Here is a 20,870-nt window from a genome sequence, read left to right as displayed (position 1 = left end):
TATAATTTATTAAAGTCCAAATTTAAATCCTAGATTAAAACCTCTTGGAGTAGAAAGTACTCCATAATCAAATCCTGTACCTCCTGCACCTCCTGAGCTGGCATTTAAACCATTTACTGCTGGATCAGCACCTGTATAATTAGTAATCATGAAGGCATCAGTTACAGTAAGATACATAGAAATACTGCTAAAAACCTTAGTTCTTTGTAAAACCTCTGATGGCATTCTGTAACTTAATGTAATATCACGCATTCTTAACCAGTTGATGTCTCTTTCGATAAAATCAGAATCAACATAATTAATATTATAATATTCGTTTTGGTAGTATGGACTTATTTGAATGTTATTTTGAGTTGGTGTAGCAGTGTTTTCTAAACCATCTTGTAATACACCGTTCAAAATTAATGGTTGCTCACGATCTAATGTTTTTGTGCTAAGACCTTGAGTGTATAAATAAGCAGCAGTACCGTTATAAATATCACCACCTTTACGAATGTCTAACAAAAAGGATAGTTTAAAATTCTTGTAGGCAAAGCTATTTTGAAGTCCAATTACAAAGTCAGGGTTTCTGTCTCCAATAATTGGAAAGCTTTGATCTCTCACGGGTTGACCATTTGAAGGATTAATTAAGATATCCCCATTGTCATTTCTTAAATTAGTATACCCTGTAAAAGTAGTTAAAGGAGAACCTACCTTTGCACCCCCTCTAACGTTACCATATAACCAAGTGTCAGAAGTGTAGTATTCAGATAAAGTAGGAGGTAAGCTTAATAATTCACTATTTGTTTTTGTGAAATTGGCTAATATATCCCATGAGAAGTCATTTGTGATTACTGGACTGGCTGTCATAGTAATTTCAATACCTCTATTTCTTAAAGATCCAAAATTATATGCCGTTAATACAAATCCTGTACCATAGCTTAAACGCATATTATTTACAATTGAGTTATCAGTTTTTCTTTGGTAAACAGCTACATCTAATCCTAGTCTGTCTTTAAAGAAGCGCATTTCAGTACCTAACTCAGTAGAAGTATTCATTTCTGCCTGAAGATTTGGATTGGCTCCCGTTACTGAATATCCAAAACCACCACCTGTTGTGGGTTTAGTTTCATAAGTTGGTGAGATAGAATAAGGTTTAGCATCATTAGCCACTCTTGCATAAGAAGCTCTTAATTTTCCATAAGAAATAACATCACTATTGTTCAAGCCATCTAACTCTGTGAATACAAAACTTAAAGAGGATGATGGGTAAAAGAACGAGTTATTAGCTCGAGGCAAAGTAGAGGAAACGTCATTTCTTCCTGTTAAAGTCAAAAATAAAGTTTTGTCATAATCTACAGTGAATTCACCAAAAATACCGTCTACACGTCTTTTAATAATTCTTTCTTGAGATCTTTGTGTCGTAGGGTCTGTGTTATTAATTGTCATTACATCAGATTCGTAGAATTTTTCACCCTTTGTAGACAAAATTTTATAATTATTCTCTAATCTAGCAACCCCAACGCGAAGCAACCCATTGAATTTTCCAATTGTTTTTTTAGCAGTTCCAAAAGCCAAATAGTTGTAGTTGTTTGATTGATCCGTGTATTGTTCGAAATAACCACCTGTAGAAATACCAGTTCCACTACCTATTCCTATAGCACTTCTAGAAGACTCAGGATGTACTGACTTAAATCCTTGTGTTGCATTCGCATCAATACCAAAACGACCTGTAAAACTCAACCATGACAAAGGATCGTAAGTCAAGGACACATTTGTCAAAATACGATTGTTTTTATCATTTCCTCTGTTCTTATTTACCTCAAAAAGCGGATTGTCCACTTCAGTATCATTAGTACCATCCGTTATTTTATAACGAGTACCATCAGGATTTAAATAATTAGTAACATCTTCATTAGCTGGAAAAGTTAATAGATTTAATAAAAATCCACCAGCTCCTTTAGATGTTTTGTCTGTTTCTGATTTAATGTAAGAGAAAGTAGCTTCTGATTTTAATTTGCTTGATATTTTAGCTGTTCCGCTTAAAGAAAGGTTTAATCTATTATATGCCGAGTTAGGAACAACTCCAGTTTGATCAATATTTGACATGGATAAACGGTAAGTCATTAAATCATTACCAGCGTCAAATGTTAAGGAGTTCGTCTTTTTTACACCTGTTTCAAAAAAGTTATTGATGTTGTCATATAAAACGGCATCTGATCCGTAAGCTTCTCCAAAGTGTCTACGGTAATTTGCATCGCTTATACCATTATAACCTCTTTGATAAACTTGCTGCGTTTCTGGAAAACGGTATACATCGTCTAAACGAATATCAGTAGAATAGGTAAGTGTTCCTTTACCGCTTTTTCCTTTTTTAGTTGTAATAACGATAGCTCCATTTCCTGCTTCAATTCCGTACAAGGCTGCAGCCTCAGGACCTTTTAATACAGTAACAGATTCTATATCATCTGGATTAATATCGGCACCACGATTAGTATAATCTGTATCTCTATTAGGTCCATTTGAAATTAATAAGCCTTGATCCAGTGTAGAGTTGCTTATTGGTAAACCATCTACAATAAATAATGGAGAATTATTCCCGCTCATGGAGTTGACTCCTCTAAGTTGAATTGCTGCCGAAGCCCCAGGAGAACCCGATGTACTAGTCACTGTTAAACCAGCAATTCTACCTTGTAAAGCATTAACAAAGTTTTCCCTTTGTGTATCAGCGATATCAGCACCTTTTACGCCCTGAGTAGCATATCCTAAAGAGGCTTTTGGGCGGTTAATACCAAATGCTCCAGTTACAGTCACTTCTTTTAAGCTTTCTGCACCTTCACTTAAATTAAGATTGATTGTGGAAGATGTTGCTTTAAATTCTTTGGTTTCAAAACCAATATAACTAAAAACAAGTACATCTGTTGGTGCTGCAACGATGGCGTATTTACCATCTAGATCCGTAACACTACTTTTTGTAGTACCTTTAATAAGAACTGTAACACCTGGAATAGGAATCCCATCCGCTTTGTTTTTTACAGTTCCAGTAATTGTTTGTGTTTGTGCAAAGGCTGTTTGAACCAACAAAAACAATAATGAAATCAGGAATAATTTTTTCATAATTATTTGGTTTATTTTAAGGTTAGTACACAAATATATTTATTTACTATAAATAATTGCAACTTTTTTCGAATTATTTTTCATTTTTAGTTAAAAAATGCAACATAATGCAATTTTAAGTCGAATAAAAATGTATTTGAAAATTTAATGCTTGTTTAAATGCTTCTTTTTAAATGATTTATTTTAATACATTTGTATTCTATCAATTTATTTTACCACTATGTTAAAAGCAGAAAGGCGCAATTTTATTATGACCAAGCTTGTTAAGGAACAACGCGTTAGTACCATAGAATTAGCAGAAATTTTAGGTTTGTCAGAAGACACTGTTCGCAGAGATTTGAACAAACTGCATGAAAAAGGGCTTCTTGAAAAGGTGTATGGCGGCGCAATTCCTGTTAAGGATAAGGAAAAAAACGTTTTTGATATTACTATTTCTAATGAAAATAAGAAAAAGGAAATAGGTCTTAAGGCTCTTTCTATGTTGCATGATGGTCAGGTTATTATAATGAGTGGTGGAACTACTAATCTGGTTTTTTCAAAACTAATTCCACCTTTATTGAAGGCGACAATTTACACCTATAGTTTGCCTATTGCGATGCAATTGTCTCAATATCAAAATATTGATTTGATATTTATAGGGGGTAAAATGCAAAAAAATGCTATGGTAACTATTGGTATGGATGTACTTCAGGTGTTATCTAAGATTAAAGCGGATATTTGTTTTATGGGAGCAAGTAGTGTTAATATTAAACAGGGATTAACCGAGGTAGGATATGAGGTTTCGATTGTTAAAAAAGCCATGTTGGAAGCTTCGGATAAGGTGGTATCCATGTTTACAGCTGATAAGTTAAATAATAAAATGCCTCATGTGGTTTGCGGGATTGATCGTTTAAGTACCATTATAACTGACTTAAAACCAAATGATGAGCTTTTAAAAGAGTATATAGCTGCTGGAGTAACGGTGTTATAGTTGCGTTATGTTGCGTTATTTGGTTATTTTAATATTAAATAATGCAAATAATTGCATTGGTGTGTTTTAATTTTTTATATTTGTTGTATTAACGACCTTAAAACACATCATAATTATGACTGCAACTCGCAAATTAAGCTATGTAGCTCCTGGAAAATACGAAACCACTCGATTTGAGAAAATCCACAGTGAAATTTTTAAAAACTCTGCAGAAGCTTCAAAAATTGTTGCTGAGGAAATAGCTAGTTTAATTCGGTCCAAGCAGCTGGAAAATAAAAAATGCATTTTAGGCTTGGCCACTGGTTCGTCTCCCATTCGCGTATATGATGAATTAGTGCGTATGCATAGAGAGGAAGGGTTGACTTTTGAAAATGTTGTTACTTTTAATTTGGATGAATACTATCCAATGAATAAAGAGAACAACCAGAGTTACCATTACTTTATGCACCAGCATCTTTTTAATCATATTGATATTCTTCCTGAAAATGTTCATATTCCTGATGGTACAGTTGCTATTGAAGACTTAAATCAATACTGTGCTGATTATGAACTGAAAATAAAAAATGCGGGCGGACTAGATTTCCAATTATTAGGGATTGGACGCACGGGACACGTGGGTTTTAATGAACCCGGTTCTCATATTAATTCCGGAACTCGTTTAATCACACTAGATCATATCACTAAAGTAGATGCTTCTTCTGATTTTAATGGAATCAATAATGTTCCAAAAAGAGCCATCACTATGGGTGTTTCTACAATTTTGAGATCCAAGAGAATTGTTCTATTAGCATGGGGGCAAAATAAAGCCAAAATTATTAAAAGAACGATACAAGGAGATATTAGTGCTGAGATTCCTGCTACTTTTTTGCAAAATCACGACAATACAACCTTCGTTTTAGATCAATCAGCAGCCTCAGAATTAACACGTCTTAAAACGCCCTGGTTGGTAGAAGAATGCGTTTGGACGCCAGAGTTAAAAAGTAAAGCTATTATTTGGCTTTGCAAAAAGACAAAGCAATCCATTTTAAAACTGACTGATAGAGATTATAACAATAATGGAATGTCTGACTTGTTAGCTCAAGAAGGATCTGCGTATGATATGAATATCAATATGTTCAATAAATTGCAACATACCATAACAGGTTGGCCCGGCGGTAAACCCAATACTGATGACACGAATAGACCAGAACGAGCAGAGCCTGCTCAAAAAAATGTCATTTTATTCAGCCCACACCCTGATGATGATGTAATTTCGATGGGAGGAACTTTTTCTAAACTGATCAAGCAAGGGCATAATGTGCATGTTGTGTATCAAACTTCAGGAAATATTGCGGTTACCGATGACGAAGCTTTAAAATTTGCTGAAGTTTGCAATGATTTCATTGGCGAAGACGGAACAAAAATAGATTTTAAAGAGGTGATTCATTTCCTAAATAATAAGAGGGAAAACCAAATTGATTCTCCCGAAGTCCGAAAATTAAAAGGATTGATTAGAAGACGGGAATCGTATGCTGCTACGCGCTACATTGGTTTAAAAGATGAAAACATACATTTTCTTGATTTGCCTTTCTATGAAACGGGACAAATAAAGAAAAACCCACTGGGACCAGATGATATTACCATTGTGATGGATATCATCGAAAAAATTAAACCACAGCAGGTATTTGCAGCAGGAGATTTAGCGGATCCGCATGGTACGCATGAAGTTTGTTTAAATGCCATATTTGCTGCAATGGCAGTTCTAAAACCAAAACCGTTTATGAATGATTGTTGGTTGTGGCTGTATCGCGGTGCATGGCATGAATGGGATATTGACGAAATTGATATGGCAGTTCCATTAAGTCCAGATGAGGTATTATTAAAAAGACACGCGATTTTATACCATCAATCTCAAAAAGACAGAGTGATGTTTCAAGGTAGTGATTCGAGAGAGTTTTGGGTTAGAGCCGAAGATCGTAATAAAAATACAGCAAAGACCTATGACGATTTAGGGCTTGCAGAATATGAAGCAATGGAAGCTTTTAAACGATTTGATTATTAAAAGTGCATTTAAAATAAAGACGAACGCATTAAAATATAAAACCATCTGGTAATTTTATTTTAGTCCGTTCGTTCTAGTATTTATAAGACACTATCTTTTATATTTGTGAAAACAAAAGCAATACCTTTTACTCAATGCCAACTCCCCTTCAACTACAACAATTAGCAGCTTCTCTAGACGGAAAGCTGTTATATGATGAATTGCATAAGACAATATATGCTACTGATGCTTCGGCATACCAATTAACACCTGTAGCGGCTGCTTTGCCTAAAAATGAAACCGACATTATCAAGTTAATTCATTTTGCTAAAGCCAATGGTATTTCGTTGACTCCTCGCACTGCAGGGACTTCACTTGCAGGACAAACAGTGGGAACTGGAATTATTGTGGATGTATCTAAATACTTTACAAATATTGTTTCTTTTGACGAAGAAAAAAAAACAGTTACTGTACAGCCCGGAGTAATTAGGGACGAACTGAATTTGTATTTAAAGCCTAATGGATTATTTTTTGGTCCCAATACATCAACTTCAAATAGATGTATGATAGGAGGGATGGTAGGAAATAATTCCTCTGGAACGACTTCGATACGATATGGTGTGACTCGCGATAAAATTGTAGCAATTAAGGCGATTTTAAGTGATGGCTCTCTTGCTGTTTTTGGCGAATTAACATCGGAGGCTTTTATCGAAAAAACCAAAGGAGACTCCTTAGAAAATGCTATTTATAGAAAGCTATACGAAGAATTATCTGTAGCAGCTGCGCAAGAAGAGATTAAAAATGAATTCCCAAAGCCAGAAATTCATAGAAGAAATACCGGTTATGCTGTAGATATTTTACTCAAATCAGATTTGTTCTCGGGAGATGAACCTACAATTAACGTAGGAAAATTGCTTTGTGGTAGTGAAGGAACACTTGCCTTTACCACCGAAGTCACTTTAAAAGTAGATGATTTACCACCTACTAACAATGTCATGGTTGTGGCTCATTTTACTAGTATTCAGGAGAGTCTAGAAGCAGTAGTTACAGCAATGAAACATCATTTGTATACCTGCGAGATGATGGATGATACCATATTGAATTGCACAAAAACCAACAGAGAGCAAGCTAAGAACCGTTTTTTTATACAGGGCGACCCTAAGGCTGTTATCATGATGGAAGTGGGTTCATATTTGAGCATGGAGGATGCGGAGGCACAAGCAGATGCGCTGGTAGCTGATCTACAAAAGAATAACTTTGGCTATGCTTTACCAAAAATTTACGGTACTGATATCGATAAGATTAACGAGTTGCGCAAAGCCGGATTAGGGCTTTTAGGAAGTATTGTAGGAGATGAAAAAGCGGCTGATTCGATAGAAGATACTGCTGTTGAACTAAGTGATTTGCCTAATTATATTGCTGATTTCTCTGCAATGATGGCAAGACACGGCCAAGAGGCTATCTATTATGCTCATGCGGGAGCGGGTGAAATTCACTTGCGCCCAGTTTTGAATTTAAAGACAAAAGAAGGTGTTTATCAGTTTAGAAACATTGCTACAGAGGTTGCGGTTTTAGTAAAAAAATATCGTGGCTCACTAAGTGGTGAACATGGAGACGGAATCGTACGTGGCGAGTTCTTGCCTTTTATGATTGGGGATAAAAACTACGAACTACTCAAACGAATTAAATTAGCATTCGACCCTGATTCGGTTTTTAATATTGGTAAAATTGTGAATGCTTTAAAAATGGATGAAAACCTCCGTTTTGAACCAGGAAGGATAGAGCCAGACATACAAACCATCCAGGATTTTTCAGATAGTTTAGGGGTGTTACGAGCAGCTGAGAAGTGTAATGGTTCAGGAGACTGTAGAAAACTACCTTCGGCAGGAGGAACTTTGTGTCCTAGTTACCGTGCCACACGGGATGAAAAAGATACGACGCGAGCGCGTGCAAACGCTTTACGTAATTATTTGACAAACTCTGAAAAAGATAATAAATTTAACCATAAAGAACTGTACGAAGTATTTGAATTATGTGTCAGCTGTAAAGCCTGTGCTAGTGAATGTCCGAGTAATGTGGATGTCGCTGCATTAAAAGCAGAGTTTTTATACCAATATCAAAAAGCCAATGGTTTCTCGCTGCGCAATAAAATTTTTGCTAATAACGCCAAACTAAATAAACTGGGTAGTGTTTTTCCGGCATTGACTAATTTTATGGTCAGCCAACCTTTGGTAAAAAAAGGAATGGGCGTGGCTGCAAAACGCGAAGTACCTTTATTAGCTGCTAAAACATTTAGGAAATGGTTAGCAGATTCTAAAAATAGAAAAACAGCAGGTTCATATACAAACGGTAAACTCTATTTGTTTATAGATGAGTTTACAAATTACTATGATGTTGAGGTAGGGATAGATGCTTATGAATTGTTAAGTCAGTTGGGTTATGATGTACGCATAGTAGCGCATGAAGAGAGCGCTAGAGCCTATATTTCCAAAGGCTTTCTTGAAGAAGCCAAGGCTATTGCTAATAAAAATGTATCCATTTTTGCTCCTCTAGTTTCAGCTTCTATACCTTTAGTGGGCCTTGAGCCTTCAGCTATCTTAACTTTTAGAGATGAATACATTCGTTTAGCTGATGATAAAGAAGCCGCTGAGCAATTGGCTAAAAATTGCCTAACCATTGAAGAGTTTTTCAAAAAAGAAATCAGTAGTTCAAAAATTAATGCTGCACAGTTTTCAGATGAAGAAAAACAGATTAAAATTCACGGTCACTGCCATCAAAAGTCATTAAGCTCTGTTGAAGCTACCTTTGCGATGTTAAATGTGCCTGCAAATAATAAAGTGACCATTTACAATTCAGGTTGTTGTGGTATGGCGGGTTCCTTTGGGTATGAGAAAGAACACTATGACATTAGTATGCAAATGGGTGAGGATACTTTATTTCCCAAAATTAGAGCTACGGCGGCTGATGTAGCCATCGCAGCAGCGGGAACGAGTTGTCGTCATCAAATTTTTGATGGAACGAATAGAAAAGCACAACATCCTGTAAGTATTTTAAGAAACTGTCTAAAATAAGAGCACAAATGCATCTTTAGTTGCTGTCCATTTTTATAGCAGAATTTTTAATTGTTTTTACCGGTATTTTTTAATTGTTAATTTAACTTTTAAAAATAGCATAAAATGTGTTTTTGACTTAATTAACTTCCTTAATAAAAAATATAATCCCTAATCACTGATAATTGAAATTGTTTTATACATTTGAATTTCGAATAATAGTATCCTATTCGCTTGGTAATAGCACCCTATTCATTCAGAATTAATCTATACTAATAATTTCCTGATTATGGCACTTTCGAGTTTGTTTAGAAAAAAAACAGTTCAAGACATTTTACAACAAGTTGAGAAAAATGAAAGCGATGGTCATGCCGCTTTGGGAAGACATTTAACCGCCAGGGATTTAACTGCTTTTGGTATCGCAGCGATTGTGGGAGCTGGAATTTTTAGTACCATTGGTAAAGCAAGTGCTGATGGTGGCCCTGCAGTAATTTTTCTGTTTTTATTTACCGCTCTTGCCTGTAGTTTTGCTGCTTTTGCTTACGCCGAATTTGCGTCAATGGTTCCGGTTTCAGGAAGTGCATATACCTATTCGTATGTTGCTTTTGGAGAATTAATAGCTTGGATTATTGGCTGGGCTTTAATTATGGAATACGCCATTGGTAATATAACCGTCGCTATTTCCTGGAGTGATTATTTCACCGGACTTTTAGAAAGCGGAGGCATACAACTACCCCAATGGATCCAGATGGATTATCTAACGGCTTCTAATGGATTTAAAGATGCTACTGCATTGATGCAAAGCGGAAAATCATACGAGAATCTAAGCGATGCATTAAAAGCGGCTTATACTGCTTGGACTACGTCGCCTACGATAGGTTCCTTTCACTTTGTAGCTGATATTCCAGCCTTATTTATTATTATTTTAATTACCGCCTTAGTATATCGTGGGATGAAAGAGTCTCGTAATGCTAGTAATATGATGGTGGTTGTCAAACTCTGTATTATTTTATTAGTAATTGCTGTAGGTGTTTTTTATGTTGATACAGCTAATTGGTCTCCTTTTGCTCCTAATGGGGTAAGTGGTGTATTAAAAGGAGTTTCGGCAGTGTTCTTTGCATACATTGGTTTTGATGCGATATCTACTACTGCAGAGGAATGTAAAGATCCTCAACGTGATTTACCCCGCGGAATGATGTGGGCTATAATCATTTGTACAATTCTATACGTTGTTATTGCGTTAGTGTTGACAGGAATGGTAAACTACAGCCTGTTAGATGTTGGTGATCCGTTAGCATTTGTGTTCCAAGAATTAGATTTAAAATGGATGTCAGGTATTATTGCCGTAAGTGCAGTAATTGCCATGGCAAGTGTTTTATTAGTTTTTCAAATGGGGCAACCGCGTATCTGGATGAGTATGAGTCGCGATGGATTACTTCCTAAAAAGTTTTCCAGAGTACATCCAAAATACAAAACGCCATCGTATGCCACTATTGTAACTGGTTTTGTTGTTGCTATTCCAGCCTTATTTTTAAACTTAACAATGGTAACGGACCTATGTAGTATAGGAACTTTATTTGCTTTTGTATTGGTTTGTGCGGGGGTTTTAGTTTTGCAAAACAAACCCAATATCCCAAGAGGGAAATTTAAAACACCTTATGTAAATTCAAAATATGTGGTGCCATTTATGTTAGCTGCAGGTTTATTTTATGCTTTTAATTTTAATACCAAGGCGACAATGGATTTTATTACCAATGAAACCCAAGTAAACAATCCTACAGCAATTATTACCGCTTTAAATAAAACAGAATCTAAAAAGGTGTATGATTATTTAGTAAGTATCGATGAAGCAAACACAGCAGAAGGCACACCAGACTTAGAAAATTTATTAAGTAATTACCAGCAAGATGAAGCTAAATATGCCACTGTTGTTGCAGGTCTACCTATTGATCATAACTTGAAATATGAAAGTGGTTTTAGCTTATTCAAGCATAAAATACCGATGTGGATTTTCCTGTTTGTCTTAATCGGACTTACAATATGGTCTTTCCGTCAAAATCTATCTTTAATTCCGCTATTAGGTTTAGTGAGTTGTCTGTATATGATGGCCGAGTTAAGTGTATGGAACTGGATTTACTTTACCATTTGGCTATTAATCGGACTTGTGATTTATTTTGGTTTCAGTCGAAAAAACAGTAAGCTGAACTTCAAAGAAGCTTAGAAATATATTTTTGATTTTGTAAACGCCCTGTATAGAACTGGGCGTTTTTTTTTGATGTTTCTCATATTTAATTATGATTGGGAGTAAAATAGGATAATGATTTAAGTTGTGTATATTTGATGTTATAGACTAGTTAGCGGTAACCAATCACAAATAAATGCAATTAAGAAACTAAACCAAAAATGATATTTAATCTACTAATAATTTTAATTATAATCATTATGGGTTTGGCTTTTTTAGTCGGACTTGCTTTTCTTCTAAACAATAAAACACGAAAAAAAGGACTACTACTCACAGGAATTCCATCAAGCATTGTTATTGTTTGTTCACTGTTTAGTTTGTTTAGTGAAATATTCACAAATAAACCACAAACTAAAGATTTAATAGGAACATATCATATCGCAAAGGTAACTCGGCTCGACTTTGAGAAAAATACTTATGATAAATACAAACTTCAATTCTTTGAAAACGGAACTTTTACTTTGACAACAACTCCTTTCATAGACGTATGTCAAAGCGGAAAGTATAAAGTTGACTACGAATTTGATTATAATGAATTGTCATTAGAATGTGCAAATCTATTTACTTCTGCTCATATTGACAGAGGTTTTGGAAACTATAGAATTGAATTTGTAATCGGCGATCCTGATAGTGGGGAAAGTATTTACTTTGAAAAAGTAGAAACTGAATTATAAATAATAATAATTTGCATGAGCAACTTGGCTACCGCTAACAGCCGTTTGGCGAGATTGGGATTTTAGGTTTAATGGAAAGTTGGTTTTGTATTTGAAAAATTTGTGTTTGACCGAAAAATCTCGCATCTTTATTCCCCAACCTCGCCAAGCGTCGAAATGTTAGTGATAATTTTAGCTCAGAAATAATAAACAAAATTAATCTTACAATACAAATATGAAGAAAATCATCTTTACAATACTAATACTTTTCAGTGTGAATTTTTATTCACAAAACTTAGAAAACGGAAATTTGAAAGAAAATTTTAGAGCAGAATTAGTTGAAGAGCTATTTAATTTAAGTGGAAATAAAATTGATGATTCAAATATAATTGTGTTAAATTTTTTTATAATGCCTGAAACCGTTCCGAATGGATCTTGTATTGATTATTACACGAATGATTCCTCATACAAAAGACAGATAAAGAAAAATAAAAATATTTTACAATTTTTTATAACCGCAAAATTATATGATTATAGAAAGAAAAATGTAATTGAGGATAAAAATGGTACAATTGAAAAATTACTTTTTGAAAATGCAAAACTCTGTGGCAATTACATAATAATATTCCCGAATGGAAAATACATCAGAAAATATGGTGAATATAGACAGGATGAAATTCCTAAATTAATTCCAAAAAATGAATAACAACTAACGCTAATAGCCATTTTGAGCTAGCTGGAATTTAGTGGAATTATCTTTTTTAACGACGTTTTCGTTAAGCGGAAAATTGAGCGGTTATGAACTTCCAGCCATCTCAAAGTGCATAACGTTGTAGCCAATTTTAAGAAACACCCTGTACACAAATATAAATGACAAAAGAGGAAATTTTAGAAAAAGTAAAAAAGATGGATGTACTCGGAGGAATGACCTTTAACGAAAGATTATTTGTGACTGGATTAATGGAGACGTTTGAGAAAGTAAAAAGAAATGTCAAAGAATTAGCACGATTTATTTCAGAAATTATTCGAATTGATAAGCAATCCATTGATTAAATATTAGATTAATATGAGCCCTGAAGTCCCCTTAGTAATATTGATTCTGGCATTTCCAATTTATTTCCTAACTAAGCGGATTTTAATGAAATTTAAACTTGGAAATGAAAGTAATAGAAAATATTTAGCTATCATTCCGACAGTTATTTTAAGTCCTCTATTATATATTGGAATTATAATGATTTGGATTTTTTCAGTTTCTTATTATCCCAAAACCGCCTTTAACATGCAAGAATGGAATGAAAATAAGGAAGAGAGATTCAAGATGTCAGATGACATCATTAAAAGTGAAATATTGATTGGAAAAACAAAGGAAGAAGTGATTGAACTTTTAGGTGAGGATTCTTATTTTTACGATGACAGCCATATTGCATATGATTTAGGATTTGTGCCTGGATTATTCAATATTGACCCAGATGTTTTGGATATTTATTTTGAAGAGGGTAAAGTAATAACAGTTGGACAACATGAAACTTAAAAAATAAAACACAGCCTACAACAGCGGTTTTGATATAGTGGGGTATTAGTGGAATTTCCGTTTCGCATCAAGTTTTCGTCAAGCGGAAAATTGAGCGGTTACGAACTTCCAGCCATCTCAAAGTGGCATAACTTTATAAGCTAGTTTTTCACGAATGTACAATAAAGACAAATGGATAAAAAAACTCGAAATTTAATAAAAGAACATAATGCTGAAAAAAGGGAAAGTTCGGATAATCTAATTCCACTTTTTGAACAAGTTTTAGACATTTTTGTTGTGACACATTATTGTGACCTAGACGATAATGAAAAAGAATATGACACTCTGTTTTGTAATATTCATTCAAATTTTACCAAAGGTCATAATTGTGTAGCTTGCAATTTGAATAGTAGTAATAAATTGATCCAAAACTTTTTACTTGAATATAAAAGTTTCCACGACGCAAAATTAACTTTTACCAATTTTATCCTACTTTTATATTTACAAGTAGAAGTTTGTAACGAGTATTTTAATATAATGTCTATTCCAGAAAACTATAGATTGAAACATTTTCAAGTTTTTCAAGAAGTAAAACATTGGGCAAATTTTCTAAAACATCCAAAAGGTTTTATGTTAGTTCATCATCCAAATTGGACTTTCGATGGTAGAATTTCCAAATATTTTCCGAAATCAAAACTTAAAAAATCAGATCCATTTTTAGATTCTGAGTTTATGAAAAAATACTATTCTGGAGATAAAAATAACAACGAATTATACAAAATACTAATCAGAAAAGAGCATTTATATGTAGAGTTTCCAAATCCTGTGAATTTAATAACAAAATTTACTGAAGCTCAAAAAAAGTTTGCTGAAATCATCTCGAAAAATGAAATTGTACGAGAAATGCTGAATGACAAAACTACTTTGGAAGAATATTTTTTACAAAGTGAGGATTAAACCAGCCTATAACAGCCATTTGGCAAGATTGCAATTTTTGTGGTAAATTTACGATTATCGTTTCGCATCAAGTTTTCGTTAAGCCCGTAATAGATTCGCTATGAAGTTCCCAAACTCTCTAAGCGGTACATCGATAAAAGTCCACAACATTTAATGACAATAAGTATATTTGAAGGACATAAAATCATTTCATAAATTAACGTGAATGGGTAAATTTAAACAGATAGAGGCAACATTAAAAGACGGAAGGAAAGTGACAATTAGAGAAGCCTTAGTTGATGACGCAGCAAACTTTCTAGAATGTTTAAAGGAGTACATTCCGCAAAGTGAATTCATTCCAAAGCTAGAGCATGAAATTAACTTAAGTATAAAAGATAAGGGAGATTTAATTAACTCCTATAGTGAAATAAGTAATTCTATTTTATTGGTTGCCGAATTTAACAATCAAATTATTGGCAACATAGATTTAACCGGAAGTAGTAGAAAAGTGATGGAACATACAGCGGTTATTGGTATGGGAATGAAAAGGGAATGGAAAAATACAGGACTTGGCACAGCATTACTTACTGCTGCTATAGATTGGGCTAAAGAAAATTCCATTTTACAAATGCTTTGGTTGCAGGTATACAACGAAAATAACTTAGCATTAGGTTTGTATAAAAAAATGGGTTTTGAAGAAAGTGGTACTATTAAAAACTTTTTCAAACATGGGGAACGGTATTTTGATAATGTTACCATGACTTTGAAAGTGTAGCAATTTTTAGAAGCAAGATTAAATCTATTATTAAAAAAAGGCGGTCAATCGTGCCAAAAATAGTAGATAGTAAAAAATCCGTTCAAGAATGCTCTCAAACGGATTTAACTACAGTAAACAACTAAAAAATATTATAGGATAGAAAGCTCCGTCATGCAGCTTCTCATCATTTGGTATGTTCTTTCAATATCATTGTCAAGTCCTATCGAGAAACGAATTAACCCATCGGTTAATCCCATCTCTGCTTGCTCTTCTAATGGTATTTCACTTGATGTTGAGGTTCCAGGAGCACTAAATAAAGTTTTGTAAAAACCTAAGCTTACTGCTAGGTAACCTAAATTACGTGCTTGCATCAATTCCATTAATTCATTGGCTTTAGCCAAAGAACCTACATCGAGTGTCATCATCCCTCCAAAACCGTACTCTGGATTAATCATCGAAGCATACAATTGATGACTGGGATGACTAGCTAAACCTGGATAAACCGTTTTTAATCCATCTTTCTCAAAACGTTCGGCAAGGTAAGCCGCATTATGACTGTGTTGTTTTATTCTCAGGTGTAAAGTACGTAGGTTTTTCATCACACTCGCTGAGCGCATACTATCCATTGTTGGACCAAGAAGCATACTAGCTCCACTGTTAACATCTTTCAAACTATTAATAAATTCTTGCGATGCACAAGTTACACCACCCACAGTATCACTACTTCCGTTGATGTATTTTGTCAAAGAATGAATAACTATGTCAGCACCTAATTTAGTAGGTGTTACAGATAATGGAGAGAAAGTATTGTCTACGACTAATTTCAAATTGTGTTTTTTGGCAATTTTAGACAAGCCAGCAATGTCAGCTACCTCTAGTAATGGATTGCTAACAGTCTCACAGTACAATACCTTAGTATCTGGCGTGATAGCAGCTTCTACAACATCTAATTTTGTGATGTCGACAAAAGCCGTTTTGATACCTAATCGTGGAGCAAAATTTTTCAAGAAAGCATAGGTACCACCATAGATAGTGCGGCTAGATACAATGTGATCACCAGCTCCACATAATTGCAGTAAGCTAGGCGTAATAGCACCCATTCCAGATGCTGATACGTTAGCCGTTTCTGTTCCTTCCATTGCCGCTAGCGCCTTATCTAAGTATAAATTACTAGGTGAGGAGTGACGGGAGTACAAATAGCAACCTTCCATATTGCCTTCAAAAGTATCAAACATAGTTTTTGCTGATAAAAAGGTATAGGTAGATGAGTCGGAAATAGATGGGTTTACACCACCAAATTCGCCAAAATACTGTAAATCCTGAATGTTGTCTGCGGGATTGAAATTGTCCATTGTTATATTTTTAAATTATTTTTAGAAGCTTGATCCAGCTATTCGCTATATCTTTATTTTTGAAAAAAAAATAAAGGATACCGCTGCTATCTGGGCTAGGGTTTTGAATGCTCAATAAACCTACTTCAAAATAAGGTATATATAGATTAATAATCAATCATCTCATTTAAAAATAGTTTTTAAAACTACTATTGTTTATTTTTACCATTAATTAATCGGTTTTATATCACAAATTATAATTTTTATAGATTTTATTTCAATTCACCTATTCTTTTAACTGATGACCTTAGACGCCACCGACAAAAAACTGCTATTATTATTACAAAAAGATAGTAAAAGAACCAACAAAGAGTTGTCCTTAAAACTCAACCTGTCAGTAACTGCGGTTTACGAGCGCATCAAGAAACTGGAGCGCGAAGGGATAATTGATAAGTATGTAGTGCTGCTCGATAAATCAAAAGTAGAAAAAGGCTTTATTGTCTTTTGTCATTTAAAACTAGTGCAACATACTAAGGAATTTTTAACCACCTTTGAGAGTGAGGTAGTACAACTTTCTGAAGTATTAGAATGTTATCATGTGAGCGGTGATTATGATTATATTTTAAAAATTGTGGTCAAAGATATGGAAGCGTATCGGGAATTTTTAGTGACAAAATTAACCACATTACACCACATAGGCAGTACACAAAGTACGTTTATGATCAGTGAAGTAAAAAACACCACCATCGTGGCTCTATGAGAATTTATACAGTAAAATGAGAATTTGAATGATAAATATTTAAGGTTCAAATAAATTCCTAACAAAAAAGCTGGTGGTTTAAACTTTAAACAAAACTTAATTCCTTAATTTTGTACTTCGAAAAATTAATTTACATATAAAAAATATACTATGAGTTCATTTGACGTAGTCATTATAGGTTCTGGTCCAGGCGGATACGTGTCAGCGATTCGTTGTGCACAACTAGGTTTCAAAACAGCAATTATAGAAAAATATTCCACTTTAGGAGGTACTTGCCTAAACGTAGGCTGTATTCCTTCAAAAGCAATGCTTGCTTCTTCTCACCATTATGCTGAAATTAAGCATTTTGAAGACCACGGAATCGAACTAACTGGTGATGTAAAAGTGAACCTTGGTAAAATGGTGGCTCGCAAACAAGCAGTGGTGGATCAAACTTCTGGTGGTGTGAAATACCTAATGGACAAAAATAAGATTACCGTTTTACAAGGAACAGGATCTTTTGTTGACGCTACACACGTGGCTGTTGCAAAAGCGGATGGGACGACTGAAACGATTGAAGGAAAAAATATTATTATTGCTACGGGTTCTAAACCGTCTTCTTTACCCTTTATAACTATTGACAAAGAAAGAATCATCACGTCTACAGAAGCGTTAAAATTGCCTGAGGTTCCTAAGCATTTAGTAATCATCGGTGGTGGAGTGATTGGGATTGAGTTAGGTCAAGTATATTTACGTTTAGGAGCACAAGTTTCTGTAGTAGAATACATGGACCGTATTATTCCAGGAATGGATAGTTCATTGTCTAAAGAATTGACCAAAGTATTAAAGAAACAAGGAATGAAGTTCTACGTTTCTCATAAAGTAAAATCAGTAGAAAGAAACGGTGATGCTGTTACTGTACAAGCTGAAAATGCTAAAGGAGAAACCATAACGCTTGAAGGAGATTACGCATTAGTATCTGTAGGGCGTCGTCCATATACAGTTGGATTGAATGCTGATAAAGCAGGAGTTAAAATTTCTGATAGAGGACAAGTAGAAGTAAATGATCATTTACAAACAAATGTTCCTAATATTTATGCGATTGGTGATGTGGTTCGTGGAGCCATGTTAGCTCACAAAGCTGAAGAAGAAGGAACTATGGTTGCTGAATTAATTGCAGGTCAAAAACCACATATCGATTACAATTTAATTCCAGGTGTTGTCTATACTTGGCCAGAAGTAGCTGCAGTAGGACAAACAGAGGAACAATTAAAAGAAGCTGGTATTGCTTACAAATCAGGAAGTTTTCCTTTCAAAGCTTTAGGTCGTGCTCGTGCAAGTGCTGACTTAGACGGATTTGTAAAAATTCTTGCTGATGCAAAAACAGATGAGGTTCTTGGTGTTCATATGATTGGAGCTAGAACGGCTGATTTAATTGCTGAAGCAGTGGTAGCAATGGAATTCAAAGCCTCTGCCGAAGATATTTCAAGAATGTCTCATGCTCATCCTACTTTTGCAGAAGCAGTAAAAGAAGCAGCATTAGCAGCGACAGACAATAGAGCATTACACGTGTAATTGATGTACTGCATTTATTATAAAAACCCGTTCGAAAGATCGGGTTTTTCTATTTATAGTAGTTTATTCAGCTTTAAACAATCCTTTATAATTTTCCCAATGTGTAAAGATTAAAAAGATGTTTCCTAAAAATACGAAAATAGCCAACGGCAAATTATCTGGAGCTAAGAAATAATTAATCAATAATATATTTAGCGTAACAGGAAAAATTACAAGATTAGCTAGAGTGGTAAATTTGCCTGTAACAAAGGAGATTCCACATAGCAGTTCTACAGCTTTTGCTAAAGGCATTAAGTAAGTAGAAGCAACTAGTCCCACTTGGAAAGCCTTAAATTCACCAGAGGAAGCTGGTTCTGGGCTCAAGTGAAAAAAGTAACTTATAGAAGTATAGATGAATAAAAGTCCAAGCATAGTCCGAATAATGATAGTGGCGATCTTCATAATATATAGGTTTTATGGTTAAATAATAAAAATGATTCCTACTATTTTAATTGGCACCTAATGATTTCCTTTTATTTTGACAGTGTCAATTAGAAAGCTTCTCAAATATTACATGGTGTTTAAGTCTTTTATTTGCAGTAGCTTACTGTAAATTTACGAAAAAAAACAACTGATTTTTCTTATAATCATATATTAAAGCTTTTTTTTTATCGTAATTTTGATATTTAAATAAAATCCTTTTGAGAGCATCCATTCACAAGCACATTTCAAATCCAAAATTATTTAAAGAGCAACTGCTAATTTGGGCACAGCAATTCCGTGAAATCAGTTTTATGGATAGTAATAATTACCATCAGGAATTTTCATCCTATGACTGCATTTTAGCAGTCGATGCGTTTACTGCAATTAAAACGGATTACCATAGTGCCTTTGACGATTTAAAGCAATACCAGCAAACAACTAAAGATTGGCTATTCGGCTATTTGTCTTACGATTTAAAAAATGATGTTGAAGCCCTGCATTCTAATAATTGGGATGGCTTAGGCTTTGATGATTTGTTCTTTTTTCAACCTAAAAAGATATTGATCTTGAAAGGAGACCAACTCGAAATGCACTATCTAAATCTGTGTGACGATGAATTTGAGGAAGATTTTAATTTAATATCGAAGTGTGAGTTAGCAGATGTAGTAAACGAAGCGAACTTAGCAATTCAACAACGTATTTCTAAAGAGGTGTATATAGAGAAGGTTACTAAAATGCTGGATCATATCCATAAAGGAAATATTTATGAAGCTAATTTTTGCATGGAATTTTATGCTGAAAATGCCAGTATAAATCCACTAGATAAGTTTCTTAAACTAAACGAAATTTCAAAACCACCTTTTGCCGTTTTTTTTAAAAACAACAAACACTTCTTGCTATCAGCCTCTCCAGAGCGTTATTTGAAAAAAAGCGGAGAAATGCTAATTTCACAACCTATAAAAGGGACCTCCAAACGTTTTGAAAACGCAGTGGAAGATGAGCAATCTAAAGCTTTACTAGCCGCTGATCCAAAAGAACGTGCCGAAAATATTATGATAACGGATCTGGTGCGTAATGATTTGTCACATACTGCGCAAAAAGGCTCAGTAGTAGTAACCGAGTTGTGCAATATTTATTCTTTCTTACAGGTCCACCAGATGATTTCTACTGTCACCTCTAAGTTAGATGCACAATATGCAGTGGTAGACGCCCTAAAAAAGACGTTCCCTATGGGAAGTATGACTGGAGCACCAAAGATCTCTGTGATGAAAATCATTGAAGATTTAGAAGAAACAAAGCGTGGCTTATACAGTGGAGCGGTAGGCTATTTTACACCTGATGGTGATTTTGATTTTAATGTGGTGATACGAAGTATTTTGTACAACCAAGAAAAACAATATGTTTCTTTTTCTGTGGGTAGCGCTATAACAGCCATGTCTATTCCAGAAAAAGAATATGAAGAATGCATCCTAAAGTCAAAAGCAATGCACCAAGTATTAGTGAGTTCAAAAGGAAATGATTAAATTTAA

Annotated in this window: 16 protein-coding genes; 13 read left to right on the top strand and 3 right to left on the bottom strand. The window is 34.4% G+C overall.

Annotated features, from left to right (window positions below; genetic code table 11):
• Positions 1-9: 9 nt before the first annotated feature.
• Positions 10-3,096: a SusC/RagA family TonB-linked outer membrane protein gene (locus tag ACEN2K_RS03805; protein WP_441757993.1), complete on the bottom strand. Its 3,087-nt coding sequence runs from the start codon at positions 3,094-3,096 to the stop codon at positions 10-12.
• A 220-nt stretch (positions 3,097-3,316) separates the two neighbouring features.
• Between ACEN2K_RS03805 and ACEN2K_RS03800 the strand changes: the two genes are divergently transcribed.
• The 10 genes from ACEN2K_RS03800 to ACEN2K_RS03755 all read left to right on the top strand — a co-directional run bounded on the left by ACEN2K_RS03800 (position 3,317) and on the right by ACEN2K_RS03755 (position 15,252).
• Positions 3,317-4,066, top strand: coding sequence for a DeoR/GlpR family DNA-binding transcription regulator (locus tag ACEN2K_RS03800; protein ID WP_441757992.1), 750 nt, complete (start codon positions 3,317-3,319; stop codon positions 4,064-4,066).
• Between the two features lie 115 nt (positions 4,067-4,181).
• The gene (nagB, locus tag ACEN2K_RS03795; protein WP_441757991.1) at positions 4,182-6,107 is read left to right on the top strand and encodes a glucosamine-6-phosphate deaminase; all 1,926 of its coding nucleotides are present in this window, start codon (positions 4,182-4,184) and stop codon (positions 6,105-6,107) included.
• 134 nt (positions 6,108-6,241) lie between these two features.
• Entirely contained in the window at positions 6,242-9,157 is a 2,916-nt protein-coding gene (locus tag ACEN2K_RS03790) for an FAD-binding and (Fe-S)-binding domain-containing protein (protein ID WP_441757990.1), read from the top strand.
• A gap of 268 nt (positions 9,158-9,425) precedes the next feature.
• On the top strand, positions 9,426-11,357 hold the full coding sequence (locus ACEN2K_RS03785; RefSeq protein ID WP_441757989.1) for an amino acid permease: 1,932 nt from the start codon (positions 9,426-9,428) through the stop codon (positions 11,355-11,357).
• A 182-nt stretch (positions 11,358-11,539) separates the two neighbouring features.
• Positions 11,540-12,052, top strand: coding sequence for a hypothetical protein (locus ACEN2K_RS03780; protein ID WP_441757988.1), 513 nt, complete (start codon positions 11,540-11,542; stop codon positions 12,050-12,052).
• 214 nt (positions 12,053-12,266) lie between these two features.
• Complete coding sequence (locus ACEN2K_RS03775) at positions 12,267-12,737, top strand: hypothetical protein (protein ID WP_441757987.1); 471 nt, start codon at positions 12,267-12,269, stop codon at positions 12,735-12,737.
• Between the two features lie 164 nt (positions 12,738-12,901).
• A complete protein-coding gene (locus ACEN2K_RS03770) occupies positions 12,902-13,084 on the top strand; it encodes a hypothetical protein (RefSeq protein ID WP_441757986.1) in 183 nt (60 codons plus the stop codon).
• 85 nt (positions 13,085-13,169) lie between these two features.
• The gene (locus ACEN2K_RS03765; protein ID WP_441757985.1) at positions 13,170-13,562 is read left to right on the top strand and encodes a hypothetical protein; all 393 of its coding nucleotides are present in this window, start codon (positions 13,170-13,172) and stop codon (positions 13,560-13,562) included.
• 171 nt (positions 13,563-13,733) lie between these two features.
• Positions 13,734-14,498, top strand: coding sequence for a hypothetical protein (locus tag ACEN2K_RS03760; protein ID WP_441757984.1), 765 nt, complete (start codon positions 13,734-13,736; stop codon positions 14,496-14,498).
• A gap of 205 nt (positions 14,499-14,703) precedes the next feature.
• Positions 14,704-15,252, top strand: coding sequence for a GNAT family N-acetyltransferase (locus ACEN2K_RS03755; RefSeq protein ID WP_441757983.1), 549 nt, complete (start codon positions 14,704-14,706; stop codon positions 15,250-15,252).
• A gap of 131 nt (positions 15,253-15,383) precedes the next feature.
• Here ACEN2K_RS03755 and ACEN2K_RS03750 read toward each other — a convergent pair whose 3' ends face one another.
• Positions 15,384-16,586, bottom strand: a complete 1,203-nt coding sequence (locus tag ACEN2K_RS03750; protein ID WP_441757982.1) for an aminotransferase class I/II-fold pyridoxal phosphate-dependent enzyme — start codon at positions 16,584-16,586, stop codon at positions 15,384-15,386.
• Between the two features lie 280 nt (positions 16,587-16,866).
• Here ACEN2K_RS03750 and ACEN2K_RS03745 point away from each other — a divergent pair, with 280 nt between their 5' ends.
• Both ACEN2K_RS03745 and lpdA read left to right on the top strand, forming a co-directional pair.
• A complete protein-coding gene (locus ACEN2K_RS03745; RefSeq protein WP_441757981.1) occupies positions 16,867-17,325 on the top strand; it encodes an Lrp/AsnC family transcriptional regulator in 459 nt (152 codons plus the stop codon).
• A 150-nt stretch (positions 17,326-17,475) separates the two neighbouring features.
• Entirely contained in the window at positions 17,476-18,879 is a 1,404-nt protein-coding gene (lpdA, locus tag ACEN2K_RS03740; RefSeq protein WP_441757980.1) for a dihydrolipoyl dehydrogenase, read from the top strand.
• A gap of 63 nt (positions 18,880-18,942) precedes the next feature.
• On the opposite strand, the gene ACEN2K_RS03735 is transcribed toward lpdA, so the two are convergent.
• Positions 18,943-19,320 carry a DoxX family membrane protein gene (locus ACEN2K_RS03735; protein ID WP_441757979.1) on the bottom strand — a complete coding sequence of 126 codons (378 nt, stop codon included), beginning with the start codon at positions 19,318-19,320 and terminating at the stop codon, positions 18,943-18,945.
• Between the two features lie 239 nt (positions 19,321-19,559).
• Between ACEN2K_RS03735 and ACEN2K_RS03730 the strand changes: the two genes are divergently transcribed.
• A complete protein-coding gene (locus tag ACEN2K_RS03730) occupies positions 19,560-20,864 on the top strand; it encodes an anthranilate synthase component I family protein (protein ID WP_441757978.1) in 1,305 nt (434 codons plus the stop codon).
• The last annotated feature ends 6 nt before the right edge of the window (positions 20,865-20,870 follow it).

The organism is Flavobacterium sp. W21_SRS_FM3 (assembly GCF_052113625.1).
GTDB lineage: Bacteria > Bacteroidota > Bacteroidia > Flavobacteriales > Flavobacteriaceae > Flavobacterium.
Note: the sequence above shows the minus strand (reverse complement) of the source record. Positions and strands in the feature narration are given on the sequence as shown.